Annotated in this window: 14 protein-coding genes; 8 read left to right on the top strand and 6 right to left on the bottom strand. The window is 68.6% G+C overall.

Annotated elements, in window-relative coordinates; all coding sequences use genetic code 11:
• Window positions 1-2: 2 nt before the first annotated feature.
• Window positions 3-674 carry a PadR family transcriptional regulator gene (locus Raf01_RS06870; RefSeq protein ID WP_203916868.1) on the bottom strand — a complete coding sequence of 224 codons (672 nt, stop codon included), beginning with the start codon at window positions 672-674 and terminating at the stop codon, window positions 3-5.
• A gap of 144 nt (window positions 675-818) precedes the next feature.
• Between Raf01_RS06870 and Raf01_RS06865 the strand changes: the two genes are divergently transcribed.
• From Raf01_RS06865 to Raf01_RS06855, 3 genes are all read left to right on the top strand, one after another.
• Window positions 819-1,244 carry a DUF5318 domain-containing protein gene (locus Raf01_RS06865; protein WP_203916867.1) on the top strand — a complete coding sequence of 142 codons (426 nt, stop codon included), beginning with the start codon at window positions 819-821 and terminating at the stop codon, window positions 1,242-1,244.
• Window positions 1,245-1,900: 656 nt separating this feature from the next.
• Entirely contained in the window at window positions 1,901-4,387 is a 2,487-nt protein-coding gene (locus tag Raf01_RS06860; RefSeq protein WP_203916866.1) for a transglycosylase domain-containing protein, read from the top strand.
• A gap of 117 nt (window positions 4,388-4,504) precedes the next feature.
• Window positions 4,505-5,995 (top strand): glycosyltransferase family 87 protein, encoded by a 1,491-nt coding sequence (locus Raf01_RS06855; protein ID WP_239133452.1) that lies wholly within the window; start codon window positions 4,505-4,507, stop codon window positions 5,993-5,995.
• On the opposite strand, the gene Raf01_RS06850 is transcribed toward Raf01_RS06855, so the two are convergent.
• The 3 genes from Raf01_RS06850 to Raf01_RS06840 form a co-directional block, all read right to left on the bottom strand.
• Entirely contained in the window at window positions 5,988-8,207 is a 2,220-nt protein-coding gene (locus Raf01_RS06850; RefSeq protein ID WP_203916864.1) for a hypothetical protein, read from the bottom strand. The genes Raf01_RS06855 and Raf01_RS06850 overlap by 8 nt on opposite strands.
• Entirely contained in the window at window positions 8,204-8,977 is a 774-nt protein-coding gene (locus Raf01_RS06845; protein ID WP_203916863.1) for a deoxyribonuclease IV, read from the bottom strand. The genes Raf01_RS06850 and Raf01_RS06845 overlap by 4 nt, the downstream gene beginning before the upstream one ends.
• A 429-nt stretch (window positions 8,978-9,406) precedes the next feature.
• Entirely contained in the window at window positions 9,407-9,634 is a 228-nt protein-coding gene (locus tag Raf01_RS06840; RefSeq protein ID WP_203916862.1) for a hypothetical protein, read from the bottom strand.
• 503 nt (window positions 9,635-10,137) lie between these two features.
• On the opposite strand from Raf01_RS06840, the gene rpsF reads away from it, so the two are divergent.
• The 4 genes from rpsF to rplI all read left to right on the top strand — a co-directional run bounded on the left by rpsF (window position 10,138) and on the right by rplI (window position 11,782).
• Window positions 10,138-10,428, top strand: a complete 291-nt coding sequence (gene rpsF / locus Raf01_RS06835; RefSeq protein WP_203916861.1) for a 30S ribosomal protein S6 — start codon at window positions 10,138-10,140, stop codon at window positions 10,426-10,428.
• 114 nt (window positions 10,429-10,542) lie between these two features.
• Window positions 10,543-11,058, top strand: a complete 516-nt coding sequence (locus tag Raf01_RS06830) for a single-stranded DNA-binding protein (RefSeq protein WP_203916860.1) — start codon at window positions 10,543-10,545, stop codon at window positions 11,056-11,058.
• 20 nt (window positions 11,059-11,078) lie between these two features.
• Window positions 11,079-11,318 (top strand): 30S ribosomal protein S18, encoded by a 240-nt coding sequence (rpsR, locus tag Raf01_RS06825; protein ID WP_203916859.1) that lies wholly within the window; start codon window positions 11,079-11,081, stop codon window positions 11,316-11,318.
• 14 nt (window positions 11,319-11,332) lie between these two features.
• On the top strand, window positions 11,333-11,782 hold the full coding sequence (gene rplI, locus Raf01_RS06820; protein ID WP_203916858.1) for a 50S ribosomal protein L9: 450 nt from the start codon (window positions 11,333-11,335) through the stop codon (window positions 11,780-11,782).
• Window positions 11,783-11,986: 204 nt separating this feature from the next.
• Here the strand turns inward: rplI and Raf01_RS06815 are convergent, their stop codons facing one another.
• Window positions 11,987-12,475 (bottom strand): hypothetical protein, encoded by a 489-nt coding sequence (locus Raf01_RS06815; RefSeq protein ID WP_203916857.1) that lies wholly within the window; start codon window positions 12,473-12,475, stop codon window positions 11,987-11,989.
• 380 nt (window positions 12,476-12,855) lie between these two features.
• Here Raf01_RS06815 and dnaB point away from each other — a divergent pair, with 380 nt between their 5' ends.
• Window positions 12,856-14,289, top strand: a complete 1,434-nt coding sequence (gene dnaB / locus Raf01_RS06810) for a replicative DNA helicase (protein WP_373319487.1) — start codon at window positions 12,856-12,858, stop codon at window positions 14,287-14,289.
• On the opposite strand, the gene Raf01_RS06805 is transcribed toward dnaB, so the two are convergent.
• The gene (locus tag Raf01_RS06805; RefSeq protein WP_203916856.1) at window positions 14,282-15,889 is read right to left on the bottom strand and encodes an ABC-F family ATP-binding cassette domain-containing protein; all 1,608 of its coding nucleotides are present in this window, start codon (window positions 15,887-15,889) and stop codon (window positions 14,282-14,284) included. The genes dnaB and Raf01_RS06805 overlap by 8 nt on opposite strands.
• Between the last annotated feature and the right edge of the window lie 108 nt (window positions 15,890-15,997).

Raw genomic sequence — 15,997 nt, 5'->3', positions numbered from 1 at the left:
GATCAGCCTCCTTCTTCATCTTCGGTCCGCTCCGGCAGATGTCTGGATGATCCAGGCGGAGGCGGTGTTGTGTTGGACTCGCCCGGCCCAGCGGGCTGCGTTGCCCGACTGTTCTGACCGGGTTGGCCGCCGGAGCGCTCTGTAGCGATCAGCTCCTCCAGCCAGCGAACCTCGCGCTCACAGGCGTCGAGGCCGTGTCGCTGCAGTTCAAGGGTGTACGCATCGATCCGTTCGGCGGCCCGGGTCAGCGCGTCGCGCAGCCCCTCCCGGCGCTCCTCGATCCGCCGCCGCCGGCCTTCCAGGATCCGCAACCGGGTGTCCTGATCCGTGCGGGCGAAGAAGGCGAAGTGCACGCCGAAGCCGGCGTCCTCATACGTCTCCGGACCGGCCTGGGCGAGCATCTCCTGGAAGCGCTCTTTGCCCTCGGCTGTGATCTTGTAAACAACCCGGCCGCGGCGGGTGGTCAGCGCCGGTACCTCGGTGGCGGTCACCGGCTCGGCGGGAGCCCCCTCGGTGATCAGCCCGGCGGCCTGCAGCCGTCGCAGGGTCGGGTAGAGCGAGCCGTAGGAGATCGCCGCCCGAATCGCTCCGAGCTTGGTGCCGAGCTGCTTGCGCAGCTCGTATCCGTGCATCGGAGTCTCGTGCAGGAGGCCGAGAATGGCGAGATCAAGCACCGGCGGCCTCCTCTCGATGTATCGGACCGATACATCGGTACGTTACTCGCGGACCCGGACTCCGGCAATTCCACTTCGCACACGGTCGCGTTACGGACAGTCACGAACTCGCCCGTCCGGCCGGAGGCGCGTACCCTCGTGCGCATGCGCACGCAGCGGCAGGTGGTGGACTACTCGCTTCAGAAGCGAGCGCTGCTGCGTGAGGTGCACTCGGGGCGGGTGGGCATCTACGAGGTCTGCGATGCCTCGCCATACCTGAAAAATGCTGCTCGCTTCCACGGCGAACTGACCGACGACCGATGCCCGGTCTGTCGCCGGGAGAATCTGACGCACGTCCACTACATCTATGGCGACGAACTCAAGCAGTCCGCCGGACAGGCCCGGTCCAAGACCGAACTGCCCGTCCTCGCCATGACGTTCCGTGAGTTCCAGGTGTTCGTGGTGGAAGTGTGCCGCGGCTGCGGATGGAACCATCTCGTCGAGCAGTACCTGCTTGGCCGTTCCGGGCTCGACGAGTCTGGCCCGAACGCGCCCACGTCGACTCGACGGCGACGCGAGGCCGCGGAATGACGTTCTCTCACCCGGCCGGCTTCCGGAACCCACGGACCGCGGATGAGTCGCACGATCGAAACCTAATTTGTCCCGTTTATTCGGACGTGGCACCGTCGCCGCGTCCGTCCGATCCGCCTGAGTGGTGCTACCCCGACATCGCGGTGCAGGTCCGCGCGACGAATGGGGCAGCCTCGCAGCATCGCTCATGGCAACCGGGTGGTGTCTCTCCCCTCGCCACCCCGACCGGCAGGGTGTGACAGATGAATCCGTCCTACGGCGACTCGAACAATGCTGCCCACGGTCGGGCCCGTCCCCCGGGTTCCGACGATGGGTACGACGATCGCGCCGACCGTTCCCGCAGCGGATACGACTCGTACGGTGACTCCGGGCGACGGTCGAGTGCCGGAAGGGCCTCAGCCTCGGCCGGTCGTGCCTCCGCGGGCCGCGCGTCGGTCGGCGGCTCAGCGAGCGTCCCAGGTACGGGGCGGGCGGACGAGGGCGACTGGTCCGGGCGATCGGGGCGTGCCTCGGTCCGGCCGGCCAGCTCTCAGGACGACTACTACGGCTCGACCGGCCGCGCGTCGACCGGACGCGCCTCGTCGGGTCGGGCATCGGCGGGCCGGGCGTCCGCCGGCCGCGCCTCGGTAGGTAGCGCCTCTGTCGGTAGTGCCTCTGTGGGCAGCGCCTCGGTGGGCGGCTCCCCGGCCGGCCGGGCGACCGTCGGCCGTGCGTCGGTCGGCCCGGACGGTTCGGGGCCGGGCGGGCCGGGAGGCCCGAACGGACCGGGTCGGGGCCGCGCCGGCGCGGGAGGCGCCGGCGGTAAGAAGAAGACGAGCAAGCGGACCCGCCGGCGGAACATCATCCTGGCCGCGGCCGCTCTGTTGATCATGATGTCGGGCGTCATCGTCGTCGGCGGTACCTATTACTTCGACAGCGTGAAGATGCCCGACGCCCTGCCGACGCCGGCACAGTCCACGACGATCTACTACGCCGACGGCCAGCACCAGATGGCCAAGATCGGCGATCAGAACCGGACGAACGTCGGGATCAACCAGATCCCGAAGTACGTGCAGGACGCGGTGGTGGCCGCCGAGGACAACACCTTCTACACGAACCAGGGCGTGGACTTCAGAGGCATCATGCGCGCGCTGGTGAACAACGTGACCGGTGGCGACCGCGAGGGCGCGTCGACGATCACCCAGCAGTACGCGCGGAAGATGGCCGACCTGGAGGGCATCTCGTACGCGCGGAAGCTGCGCGAGGCGGTGATCGCGATGAAGCTCACGAAGGACTACAGCAAGGCCCAGATCCTGAACGCCTACCTCAACACCGTGTACTTCGGACGCGGTGCGTACGGGATCGAGGCGGCCTCACAGGCGTACTTCCACAAGAGCGTCAGCCAGTTGACTCCCGCCGAGGGCATTCTGATCGCCGGCGTGATCAAGCAGCCCGAGCCGGCGGACCTGAACAATCCGAGCGCGTCGCCCGGCTACGACCCGGCGTACGGCCTGGCCCAGTCCAAGGACCGGTGGGGCAACTACATCCTGCCCAACATGGTGAAGCTCAAGTTCATGTCGCAGGCGGATGCGAGCAAGCTGACGTACCCGACCGACTGGGTCAAGCCGTCGGCCGACACCATGGACGCCAGCCAGTACGGCCTGGACCTGCCGACCGGCTTCATCCTGCACCAGGTGATGGCTGAGCTGAGCCATCAGACGGACGTCAAGGCACTGGCCAACACGAAGACGTTGAAGACCGGTGGCTACAAGATCATCACGACGATCGACTACAACATGGAGCAGGACGCGATCAAGACCGCGGACGACAAGGTCAAGGGGTCGGTCATGAGCGGCCAGCCGACGAACCTGCAGGCGTCCCTGGTCACCATCGAACCCTCGACCGGCCGGGTGAAAGCCTACTTCGGCGGCCACGACGGTTCCGGCCTCGACTACGCGGGCATCTACGACGACCCGGTCCTCGGCGACGGTAACTGGACCGGTGCCCACTTCCCGCCGGGTTCGACGTTCAAGCTCTACACCCTGGCCACCGCGCTGAGTCAGGGCATCTCGATCGACTCGTACTGGAACGGGGCACCGAAGGTGGAGTTCCCGGACCAGAACCGTACGGCGAAGAGTCCCGCCGGCCCGGTGACGAACGCGGACGGCGCCGGGGACAGCTGCCCGGCGAACACCCAACCCGTCAAGTACGTCTGCACCCTGCAGATGGCGCTGCAGAAGTCTATGAACACCGTGTTCTTCGGCGTTGGCGACGTGGTGCACGCCAGCAACATCATCGACATGGCCAAGGCGATGGGCATCGAGCACCTGTGGGCGCCGGTGCCGGACCCCGCCAACCCGAAGAGCACCATCGACAAGCGCTTCGACCTCGCCAACTACACCGGGGCGCAGCTGTCGCCGAAGTACTTCGGTAACGAGCTCTCGATCGGTCAGTACGGAACCACGGTGCTGGACAACGCGACCGGTGTCGCCACCCTGGCGGCGCGCGGCATCTCGGCGCCCTCGCACTTCGTCGAAAAGGTCTACCAGGGCTCCAACCTCGTCTACGAGGAGCGGCTCCGGCAGACCAACACCGCGCAGACGGCGCACCTGACCCAGCAGGAGATCGACGACGAGACCTGGGCGATGCAGAGCGTGATCCAGAACGGCTTGTCCAAGAACAAGCTGGCGGGTGGCCGGGAGGCGGCGGCCAAGACCGGTACCTGGCAGTACGGCAACACCGCCCACAACCAGGACGGCTGGTACGCGGGCTTCACCCCGCAGTTGGCCACCGTGGTGCACATCGGCAGCCGTGACCCGAAGAATCCGATCGTCAAGTGGAAGGACGACAACGGCAATCTGAAGGACATCAACGGCGCCGACCTTCCGGGTACGGTCTGGAAGACGTACATGGATCTCGCGTCCAAGGGCATGAAGAAGGTGAAGCTGCCGGATCCCAAGCACGTCGGTGACGCGACCAAGGGCAACGAGCAGTCGCCGCAGCCGCAGGCGCCACCGCCAGACCAGCAGCAACAGCAGCAGCAACAGCAGCCGTGCCTGACCCCGCCGTTCTGCCCGGGCCAGGGGGACAACGGGGGCCGCGGGCATGGCGGCAACAACAACGTGCCACCGACGAACCAGCAGCAGGCGCCGCCCAACGGATAGGTCAAAGCGGCACGACGGACCTCAAACGGAATTCAGATGGGCGTCGGGCTATGCAGCCACCACGTCCCGGGGCAGGATGTACCGGTGACGCTGAGCGCAGAGCCCGAACGGTCATCGATGGATGCGCCGTCCCGGTCCGATGAGTTCGTGCGCGGGCTGTCCGAGGCCGTCGGTGGCCCGGTCGGCTCGCACGCGGTGCCCCGGCGGTCCGGGCGGTTCTGGACCGCCGGCCGGATCGTCATGGCCCTGGTCTGCCTGACCCTCGCGCTGCACTGGGTGCAGAAGTCGCCGTGTGAAAACGGCGCCTGGACGGGATACAAGCAGTACCGCGAGATGTGCTACACCGACGTGCTCGCGCTGTACTACGCGGAGGGCCTCTCCGACGGCAAGGTGCCGTACCGCGACCACGCGGTCGAGTACCCGGTGCTGACCGGCGCGTTCATGGGGCTCATCGGTCTCCCGGTGCACGCGATCGGCGAGAATCGGCCGGGCTTCAACCAGGGCGAGGCGTTCTACATCGTCAACCTGGTCGTGCTCGGCGGGCTCGCGATCGCCACCGTCGGGGTGATCCTCGCGCTGCGCCGACGACGACCATGGGACGCCGCGCTGTTCGCGGCGGCCCCGGCACTGTTGTTCACCGCGAGCGTGAACTGGGATCTGCTCGCCGTCGGGCTGGCGATGTTCGGCGTGTACGCGTGGGCCAAACGACATCCGGTGGCGGCCGGCATCCTGCTCGGGCTCGGTACGGCGGCCAAACTGTGGCCGGGCTTCCTGTTCATCCCGCTGCTGTTCCTCGGGCTACGGGCACGCCGGTTCTCGCAAGCCTTCACGGCCAGCCTGGTCGGCTTGATCACCTGGATCGTCGTCAACGCGCCGGTGTACCTGCTCTACCACAAGTCGTGGGACCAGTTCTTCAGCCTCAACCGGACCCGGGGGATCGACTGGGGCACGCTCTGGTACCTGGGGGTCCACTTCCCGTTCCTGGGTGCCTTGCCCGGCTTCAACCGCCTGCAGACCAACATCCCATCGGTCAACTACCTGCAGTACGGGCTCTTCGCCGTGTGCTGCATCGGGATCGCACTCCTGATCTTCATGGCACCCCGCCGGCCCCGGTTCGGGCAGGTGGCCTTCCTGGTGGTGGCCGCGTTCCTGGTCTTCTCCAAGGTCTGGTCGCAGCAGTACGTGCTGTGGCTGCTCCCACTCGCCGTACTGGCCCGGCCCCGGTGGGGAGCCTTCCTGGCCTGGCAGGCGGCAGAGGTCATCTACTTCTGCGCCTTCTATGGAGAGCTGCTCGGCGCCTCGGGCAAGGGCATCTTCCCGGAGAGCGTCTTCGATCTTGCCGCCCTGCTGCGCCTCGTCACCGTGTGCGTACTGGCCGGGTACGTGATCCGCGACATCGTGCGCCCTGAGCGCGACGTCGTCCGAGACACCTACTCCGACGACCCGGAGGGCGGCGTGCTCGACGGCGCCCCGGACGCCCCGTGGATCGCCTGGTGGGGCGGGGGGCCGGAGGACGAGGAAGACGCCGTCCCCGCCGGCGGCCAGCCGACGGGGGGCCAAGCGGCAGGGGGCCAGACGGCCCTCGCCGGATCCGCGAGCGTCAGCTGAGCCGGTAGACGAACGTGTCGCCCAGATCCTGACGGGTGATGCCGAGGTCCTGGTACGGCACGTCCGGCGAGGCGGCCTTGGAGTAGTCGGTCGAGCCGGCCGCCTGCTGCTTGAGCACCACCACGGCGCGGATCCCGAGGTTGCGCAGATACTCGACGCTGGCCTGGTCCGGGAAGGACTTCGCGACGTTGCGCACTTCCTGCTGATCGGTCGGGTAGAAACCGCTGCCGCCGTTGACGATCTTCTGGAACTTGGTCGTCGACCAGAGCATCACGTTTTCGTCGATCAGCGCGTCGCTCGGCAGCACCAGCATCGGCCCGTCGACGGTACGCAGGGCGGCGGGCTGGGCGGGCACGACCGGATGCGGAAGCGTGTGCCAGTTGGTGCCCTCGGCCAGTACCAGCAGCAGCGGCAGCAGGGTGGCCACCCGCAGCAGCAGGCCGGGCCGGGTGGCCACCGGTCCTCGCTCCGCGGCAACGTCATAGGACCGGCCGACCAACGCCCCGACCGCGCCGGCCGCGAGGATCGCGAGCAGCAGGGTGGTCCAGATGACCAGGCGGCCGGGGGTGCGGCTGGAGGAGAAGAACGGCAGGTACTTGTAGAGGAACACGTACGTGTACTTGCCGCCGCCGTAGAACTCGGTGCCCTCGGCCAGGACGATGCTGACCAGGGTGCCGGCGAGCAGCCACAGCCGGGTGCGCAGCGACCAGATCGAGAAGAACAGGCCGGCCGCGGCGAGGCCGTACAGCATGAAACCAGGTAGCAGCGTGGTCTCGGCTGGGGCGATCATCGTGGCCCGGGCGGCGGCGTGCGCGGCCCCCCAGGGCAGCGACTGGGCGGGCGCGGTGATGAACGAGTGCAGGTTCGGTGAGAACGCCTCGATCGCGTCGAGGCCGCGCTTCGCCTCCGGGTGCTGCTTGATGACCTCCAGGTACGGCACGCCCATCAACAGGCCGACCGCGCCGAACACCACGATCCCGACGCCGTCGGCCAGCAACAGCCGGCGGCCGAGAGCCCGGCGGCCCTTCAGCAGCCAGCGGATGGCGGACACGATGACGACCAGGGCCAGCACGTAGACGAACGGGAGCCCGATGCCGAAACCGAGGCTGATCTGCCAGGCGGCGACGCACCAGCCGGCGAACGCCCAGCCCGGCCGGGTGAGTTCCCGCCGGTGCCCCTTCGTGAACGAGAACCCGTGCCCGCGCGCGATCATCGCCAGGGACAGCGCGATCCCGCCGACCGACAGGACGTGCATGTGCCCGGCCTGCCCCCACCGCCAGGGAGCGTAGGCGAAGGCGGCACCGGCGACGGCCGCCGCGGTACGCCGGGCACCGAGCTGCCGTACCAGCGCGTAAGCGCCGACGAACGCGAGCGCCTCCAGCAGGATGAATAGGAGGTTGTACCGGATCAGCGCGGCGGTGGGTCCGGTGCCGACCAGGCCGAATGGGAAGTACCCGAAGAGGGTGTCGGAGAACGCGAAACTGTACGAGTCGGGGTAGAACGAGTTGCTGTTCCACACGTGCAGCGGGTCGGTGAGCATGGCGTGCCCGGACCAGGCGAGCTGCCACGCTTGCAGGGTGGGGTCCCAGATGTCGGACGGGATGGTGCTGGCCGGATGCCACGCGCTCGGCCAGGTCATCACGACGGCGAGCGCGATCGCGGCCAGGCTGACCACGGTCCACTCGTGAACCAGGAACCGCCCGGTGCCCCCCACGGCGCGGCGGAGCCGGCCGACCCGCCGTGCGGGCTCGGGGCCGAACAGGGTCCAGCGGTCGGCGGCGTCGGGGGCGGTCTCCGTGGTCGGGTCGCCGGCGGCGTCCGTGGTGCCCGCGGCGGTGTCCGACCCGGTGGTGGGGCCTGCCGCTGCCGTGGCGGCGTCCGGGGTCCCGGCGGCGTCGGTGGTGCTCGCGTCGGTGGTGCTCGCCTCACCGGCACTCGCGCCCGCGGTGGCCGACTTCTCCGTGGCTTCGGCGGTGTCTTCCCCGGACGCGTCGGCGCGCGCCGACCCGCTGGGAGTTTCGCCGGCCGGACCGGTCCCGGGCGCCCTGCTCGAGTCGCCGTCGGGCTCGGTCGCGTCCGCTGACACGTCGGCGTTCTCCGCCATGCCGGTGTCCTCCGCGTGAGTGCGGGCCTCGCCGGGAGGGTCCTGGGCAGCCGCCGGGCCAGGCGCGACGGTCGGCACGACCGCCGAGCCTTCCTGATCCACGCTCATCCGTTCAACCGCTTCCGCAGGTAGGCAATGTCGGCCGACTGGCCGGTCGCTCCGCCCGGCGTCTCCACGACGACCGGAGCGTCGGCGGCCCGGATGACCGCCACGACCAGATCTGGATCGATATTGCCTGACCCCAGGTTGTCGTGTCTGTCCCGTCCCGAATCGAAGCCATCCTTGGAATCGTTCGCGTGGATCAGATCGATCCGCCCGGTGATCGCCTTCACCCGGTCGACGATGTCCACCAGGTCTTCACCGCCGGCATGGGCGTGACAGGTGTCAAGGCAGAAGCCGACGCCGAACTCACCGACCACGTCCCAGAGTCGGGCCAGCGCGTCGAATCGGCGGGCACAGGCATTCTCGCCGCCCGCCGTGTTTTCGATCAGGATCTGAGTGGCGAAGCCGCCACTCTCCTCGGCGTATGCGAACGTCTTGCGCCAGTTGTCGATGCCGGTGGCGAGATCGCCCTTGTCCACGTGTCCGCCGTGGACGATCAGGCCCCGGGCGCCCACCGTCCGGGCCGCGTCGGCGTGCTTCACCAGCAGCTTGCGGCTGGGAATCCGGATCCGGTTGTTCGTCGTGGCCACGTTGATGACATACGGAGCGTGGACGAAGACATCGACGTCGGCACCCCGCAACGCGTCGGCGTCGGCGCGGGCCTGCGGGTCCTTCCAGCCCTGAGGGTCGGCCAGGAAGAACTGGACCACCTCGGCGTGCCGGGCGGTGGCTTCGGCGAGCGGGTCGGCGGGGTCGACGTGGGCTCCGATTCGCATGCCGCCGAGCCTACGTCGTGGCCCCGACGATATCGTCCAGCCCTGGCGCAATACGACGACCTGCACCACAATCTCCACGAGCATCACCATCACGTTGCGCTGCTCGTTGATATGTCCGGGGCAGTGCCCAAATCAACCTGGGGAGTCTCTACAAATGCGGGTGTTATCCCGATGGAAAATCGCTGCGACCCTGGGCTTGGCGGTCGCGGCGGGACCAATCCTCGCGCCGATCGCGGCCGTCGCCGCGTCGACACCCACGGTTAGCTTCAGTGGTGGCTGTGGCCTACTCGGCGTGGGTGCGTCATCACAGCCCAGTACCGGATCGGTAAAGATCACCGCCAATTCATCGGTGACCTTCGTCAATCACCTGAACGGCTCCGCGCAGCTGTTCATCAACGGTTCTTCTCGCACGACGTTGAACCGCAACTATCAGGTCAGCGTGTCGTTCAGTTCGTCGGCGTCGGTCTCCCTCGTGCCGTCGTGCCTGCTCGGCACCGGGGGCGCCGGAACGGTGTCCGTCCGGGTGTCCTCGCCGACTGGCAGCCCGGTCGGTCCCGCGCCGACGACCGGCGCGCCCACCCACGCCTCGCCGACGGTCAAGGCGTCTGCGACCAACTCGCCCAGCCCGGGCCGTCCGTCCTCCTCGCCGAGCGGCACGATTGTCCCGTCGGGCGCGCCGAGCCTCGATCAGCCCGGTCTCGTGGGGCCGTCCGGACCGTCCGCCGCCGCCGGCGGCGTCGTGACGGATCCGAGTAGCGGACCGATGGTCGCCTCGGTCGGTGCGGCAACGCCGGCGACATCCGGGCATCAGGGACCAGCCCGACTTCTGGTCGTAATCGCGGCAGTTTGCATAATCGGCGTCACTATCGCCCTAATCCGCGCTATCGTTACTCAACGTGCAATCCGGGTAGCCACGGCGTAGCATTCAGCCATAAGCTCCGCGGGGCGTCAGTCATCCAGCTCGTCGGTGTGGTCGTTCCTCCCCAGGTCCCACCCAGGTAGGCGGATGGGGCGCCCCGCGGCTCCGTGTCCAGGCCAGGTATCCTTGCCGAGTTCATCGATGACGGGCGCCGGCAGGCCGGCGCCGGCCTGGTGAACGGACGCCAGACCTCCTGCCGTGGAAGGACCGCGGCCGCTAGCCCAGAGGAGGTGAGCACGTCTTGCGTCATTACGAGATCATGGTGATCCTCGATGCCAGCCTTGAGGAGCGCACCGTCGCCCCGTCGCTCGACACGTACCTGAACGTGATTCGTACCGCGGGTGGCTCGGTGGAGAAGCTCGACGTTTGGGGCCGCAGGCGCCTCTCGTTCGAGATCAACAAGAAGACCGAGGGTATCTACGCGGTCATCGACCTCCAGGCATCGCCGGAGGCCGTTGCCGAGCTGGACCGTCAGCTGCGACTCAACGAGTCGGTCCTGCGTACCAAGGTCATCCGGCCGGACGTCCGCTAGGCGCCCGGCGCTCCCGCGATCTGTCGTACCGGTGTGACAGTCTGGCGACTGTCATCCCACAGGCCCGGCCGAATGCCGGTCCACGACGACGCGGCCCGAAACGAGGAGTAGGCGATGGCAGGAGAGACCACCATCACGGTCGTCGGCAACCTGACCGATGACCCTGAACTGCGCTTCACCCCGTCCGGGGCGGCGGTTGCCAAGTTCCGTGTGGCGTCGACGCCGCGGACTCTCGACCGCGCTTCCGGTGAGTGGCGGGACGGCGAGCCGCTGTTCCTGTCGTGCACGGTCTGGCGGCAGGCGGCGGAAAACGTCGCCGAGTCGCTGCAGCGTGGTGCCCGCGTGATCGTCTCAGGTCGGCTGCGCCAGCGGTCGTACGAGACGAGGGAGGGCGAGAAGCGCACCGTGATCGAGCTGGAGGTCGACGAGATCGGCCCGTCGCTGCGCTACGCCACGGCGAAGGTGCAGAAGATGTCGCGCAGCTCGGGCGGCGGCGGTGGGTTCGGCTCCTCCGGTGGTGGCCAGGGCGGCGGTGGCGGCTTCGCCAACGACGACCCGTGGGCGACCGCCGCGCCGGCTCCGACCGGCGGCGGTGGCGGGGGCAACTTCGACGACGAGCCACCTTTCTAAGTAATTACGGAGTAAGAGTCATGCCGAAGGCTGCGGCGCTTCGCAAGCCGAAGAAGAAGGTGAACCCGCTCGACAAGGACGGGATCACCTACATCGATTACAAGGACACCGCGCTGCTGCGCAAGTTCATCTCGGACCGGGGCAAGATCCGTGCCCGCCGGGTCACGGGTGTGAGCGCCCAGCAGCAGCGCCAGATCGCACGTGCGGTCAAGAACGCCCGCGAGATGGCGTTGCTGCCGTACACGGCCACGGCTCGCTGAGGGGAGGCCCGGACATGAAGATCATCCTGACGCAGGAAGTCTCCGGTCTCGGTAGCCCCGGCGATGTGGTCGAGGTCAAGGACGGTTACAGCCGTAACTACCTGCTCCCGCAGGGGTTCGCGATCCTCTGGACCAAGGGCGGGGAGAAGCAGGTCACGTCGATCAAGCGGGCCCGGTCGGCCCGGGAGATCCGCGACCTCGGCCACGCCAACGAGGTCAAGTCGCAGCTCGAGGGGCTGAAGGTGAGCCTCTCCGCGCGTGCGGGAGACGGTGGCCGCCTGTTCGGGTCGGTCACGCCGGCCGAGGTCGCCGCGGCGGTCAAGTCCGCCGGCGGTCCCGACCTGGATCGTCGCCGGCTCGAACTGCCCGGCCACATCAAGTCGGTCGGTTCCTACCAGGTGCAGGTCAAGCTGCACCCGGAGGTCACCGCGAAGTTCGCTCTCAACGTGCTCGCGGGCAAGTAACGAGTTCCCCGGGCGGCCGGGGCAGGCATCGCGCCTGCTCCGGCCGTTCGTCGTTTGTGGCGCGAAACGCGCGTGGGGCGCCGCGCTGTCCCGGGTCAGGAACCGCCGGTCCGGGGCAAGCGATCCTCGGGTGAGGAACCGCTGGTCCAGGGCGAGCAGTGCCGGTGAGCGGCCTCGCCGGAGCGGGCCGGCCCACTCGTGGGGTCAGGACGCCATCACCGTGAACAGGATCGTGGCGGCACCGGCACCGATGATGGCCGCGGCGAACGCCGCCGTCACGGGCCGCCACGCGCCGCTGCCCAGCCGGATGAGCAGCGCCAGCACCAGGCTGATGACGAGCGCCGCGCAGAGCCGGGGCAGGCCGTCCATCATCCCGTTGAGTACGGCGGTGCGCATCGGCGGGCACACGTTGTGGACCGGTGTGGCACACGCCGTACCCGAGTCGTTGTCGAACACCAGCACCCAGCCGACGATGAGCGCCAACGGCACGACGTACCAGGCGAGAGTCCAGACCACCGTCGCGAAGTAGGACTTCTCGCCCTCGACCGGGTCCAGGTCGGTCCGGTCGATCGAGTGCCGCACCACGCGCCAGTCGCGGCGACGCTGCTCGGTCTCGGGCAGGCTCTCGCTCTCCGACTCCGGCGTGTCGCCCTGTCCGAACGAGTTTCTGCCCAGCCAGGTGTCGTAGTCCACGGTGGGAGCGTCATCGTCATCGCGATCCTGTGTCCACGAGTGAAATGACAGATCCCGGTACGATCGCGACACGCCGGCCCTACTTTCTCCGCTCCACATCGTGTGGGCAAGGTTTCCGCATGTAGGAGCGTATCTCCCCGGCAATCCCCAGCACTGTCCACAGGATGTGCACAGCGTCGCGCACATGCTCGGACGGGCTGGTCCACAGGTTTTCCCGAGCGTCATCCACCGATCGATTTTGAGGCCGGCCCAGCCTTCCGTACCGTGATCTGATTAGCCCCGGGGGAACTGTCGTACCCGTGCGGACCATCGACAGTGGGGCTCTGGCGGTTTGGGGGGGCGGCTTGTCGATCAGCGAAAGCACGGGAGCTGGCGGACGCCTGGGAAGTGGCGGCGCTGACCGTGACCCGCGCCCACCCGAGCAACGCAGCGCAGAGCCCCGCTACCCCGACTCGGGCTCCGAGCCCCGATCGGCGGAGGGTCAGTTCGACCGGTCGCCACCACAGGACGTCGCCGCGGAGCAGTGTGCGCTCGGCGGCATGATGCTGTCGAAGGACGCGATCGCCGACGTCATCGAGATCCTCAAGCCCGTCGACTTCTACCGGCCGGCGCACGCGACCATCTTCGACGCGATCCTCGACCTCTACGGGCGAGGGGAACCGGCCGACGCCATCACCGTGGCCGCGGCCCTGGCCGACGCGGGCGACCTGGGTCGGGTCGGCGGCGCACCGTATCTGCACACACTGATCGCGAGCGTGCCTACGGCGGCGAACGCGGCATACTACGCGCGGATCGTGAGCGAGCGTGCCGTGCTGCGCCGTCTCATCGAGGCCGGCACCCGGATCGTGCAGCTTGGGTTCGGCTCGGCCGCTGGCGGTGGCCGCGACGTCGACGACCTCGTCGACCTGGCGCAGCAGGCGGTCTACGACGTCACCGAGCGGCGGGTCAGCGAGGACTTCGCGATCCTCTCCGACCTGCTGCAGCCGACGCTGGACGAGATCGAGGCGGTCGGCGCGCAGGCCGGCATGATGACCGGCGTACCGACCGGGTTTACCGACCTCGACCGGCTGCTCAACGGGCTGCACTCCGGTCAGCTGGTCATCGTCGCCGGCCGGCCCGGTCTCGGCAAGAGCACGGCCGCCATGGACTTCGCCCGGAGCGCGTCCCTCAAGCACAACTACGCCAGCGCCATCTTCTCGCTGGAAATGAGCAAGGTCGAGATCGTCATGCGGCTGCTGTCCGCCGAGGCGCGGGTACCGCTGCACGTGCTGCGCTCCGGCCAACTCTCGGACGACGACTGGACGAAGCTCGCCCGGCGGATGGGCGAGATCAGCGAGGCGCCGCTGTTCGTGGACGACACGCCGAACATGAACCTCATGGAGATCCGGGCGAAGGCGCGGCGGCTCAAGCAGCGCCACGATCTCAAGCTGATCATCGTGGACTACCTCCAGCTCATGACGTCGCCGAAGCGGGTGGAGAGCCGGCAGCAGGAGGTCGCGGAGCTGTCCCGGGGCCTGAAGCTGCTGGCCAAGGAGGTCGAGTGCCCGGTCGTCGCGGTCAGCCAGCTGAACCGCGGTCCGGAGCAGCGGACCGACAAGCGCCCGCAACTGTCCGACCTGCGTGAATCGGGATCTATCGAGCAGGACGCGGACGTGGTGATCCTGCTGCACCGCGACGACTACTACGACAAAGAGTCGCCCAGGGCCGGCGAGGCCGACTTCATCGTGGCGAAGCACCGTAACGGGCCGACCGACACCGTCACCGTCGCCGCCCAGCTGCACCTGTCCCGGTTCGTCGACATGGCGATCAACTGACCCGCCGCTCCGTCACCGTGCCGTCCCGTACCTCCAGGTGCCGCCCGTACCCGACGGACGACGCGAAGTACCCGTCGTGCGTCACCATCAGGATCGTGCCGCGGAACTCGCGCAAGGCGGCCTCGATGACGTCCAGCGAGTCGAAGTCGAGGTAGTTGGTCGGCTCGTCGAGCAGCAGCGTGGCGGCGCCCCCGTTGACCATCGTGGCGAGCAGCAGCCGGCGCAGTTCACCGGCCGACAGGGTACCGAGCGGCTGAGCTTGCTGATCCGGGTCGAACAGGTACGAGGTCAGCGTCGCCTCGGCCTCGTCGACGTACATCGGCACCCGGGATCGGAAGAAGTCGAGTACCGACATCCGCGCCGGCAGGTCGTCATGCGTCTGCGGGAGCAGCGCGACGCCTCCGGTGATCGCCACCGGACCCGACGGGGCGGACAGGATCCCGAGCAGCGTGGACTTGCCTGCGCCGTTGGGTCCGCTGATGAGTACCCGGTCCCCGCCGCGCACGTCCAGGTCGAGCGGGTGGAGCCGACCCGGTACGCACACGCCGGCGGCCTTGATGACCGGCTCGCCGCAGCCGGCCACATCCGGGAACGCCAGCGCCAGCGGCGGCCGGGTCTGCGGTTCGGCCAGCCAGGAGACGGCCAGCATCTGCCGGGTCAGCCGGCGTTCGCGCGCCTTCGCCTTGCGGGCGACCTTTTTCGCGTACCGCCGGATCTGATCCGAACCCAGTCCACTCCGGACGGTCAGCTCGACGCCCCTGGCCTGCTCCTTGGTCCGCTCGATGTCCTCGGCGAGCCGCTGGCGGGCCTTCTCCTGCGCCTCGTAGTCGAGCAGCAGCCGCTCCCAGCGCCGTTGCTTCTCGGCCCGGTAGGCGGTGTAGTTGCCCTCGTAGTGCTGTGGCCGCTCGTCGATGCCGTCGAGTTCGACGATCTGGTTGGCGAACCGGTCGAGGAACCCGCGGTCGTGGGTGACCGCGAGTACCGCGCCCGGAAACTCGGCCAGGTACCCGCCGAGCCAGGCGGTACCGGCGGCGTCCAGGTGGTTGGTCGGCTCGTCGAGGACCAGTACCGATGGCTCGGCGAGCAGGAGCCGGGCGAGCATGATCCGGGCCTGTTCGCCGCCGGAGAGGGTACCGAGCCGCCGCTGGGGGTCGATCAGGTCCACACCCAGCCGGCCACGTACCGCGTCCACCCGGGCCGCGTACGCCCAGCCGCCCAGCTGGCCGAACCGTTCCTGGACTGCGGCGTATTCGTCCACGGTGGACGGATCCGGGCCGCCGGAGCCCAGGAGCGCGATCAGGGCGTCCATCCTCCGGGCGAGGGCGGCCAGCTCACCGGGTGCCTCGGTGAGGAACCGGCCGACCGTGGACTCGGGGTCCGGTACCTGCTGGGCGAAGTATCCGATCCGGTCGTCCGGACCGAGTACGACCTGCCCGTGATCGGGCTTGAGTTCACCGACGAGTACCCGCAGCAGGGTCGACTTACCGACCCCGTTCGGCCCCACCAGCCCGACCCGGTCACCCGGGCCCAGCAGCAGCGACACCTCCCGGAACAGCAGTTCGTCGTCGTAGGTGTGTGCAACATCGACAGCCTTGAGCAAGTCCGCTCACCTCCAGCGCGCAGGGCAACGAGATGCCGGGTACGGCGAGGTGACGGGTGCGACGCAGCGAACGGCAGCCCGACCGCAGCCAGATACCCGGCCGAGGAC

Origin of the sequence: Rugosimonospora africana, assembly GCF_016862975.1 — a bacterium.
Lineage (GTDB): Bacteria > Actinomycetota > Actinomycetes > Mycobacteriales > Micromonosporaceae > Rugosimonospora > Rugosimonospora africana.
This window is presented reverse-complemented; position numbering and strand designations above follow the sequence as displayed.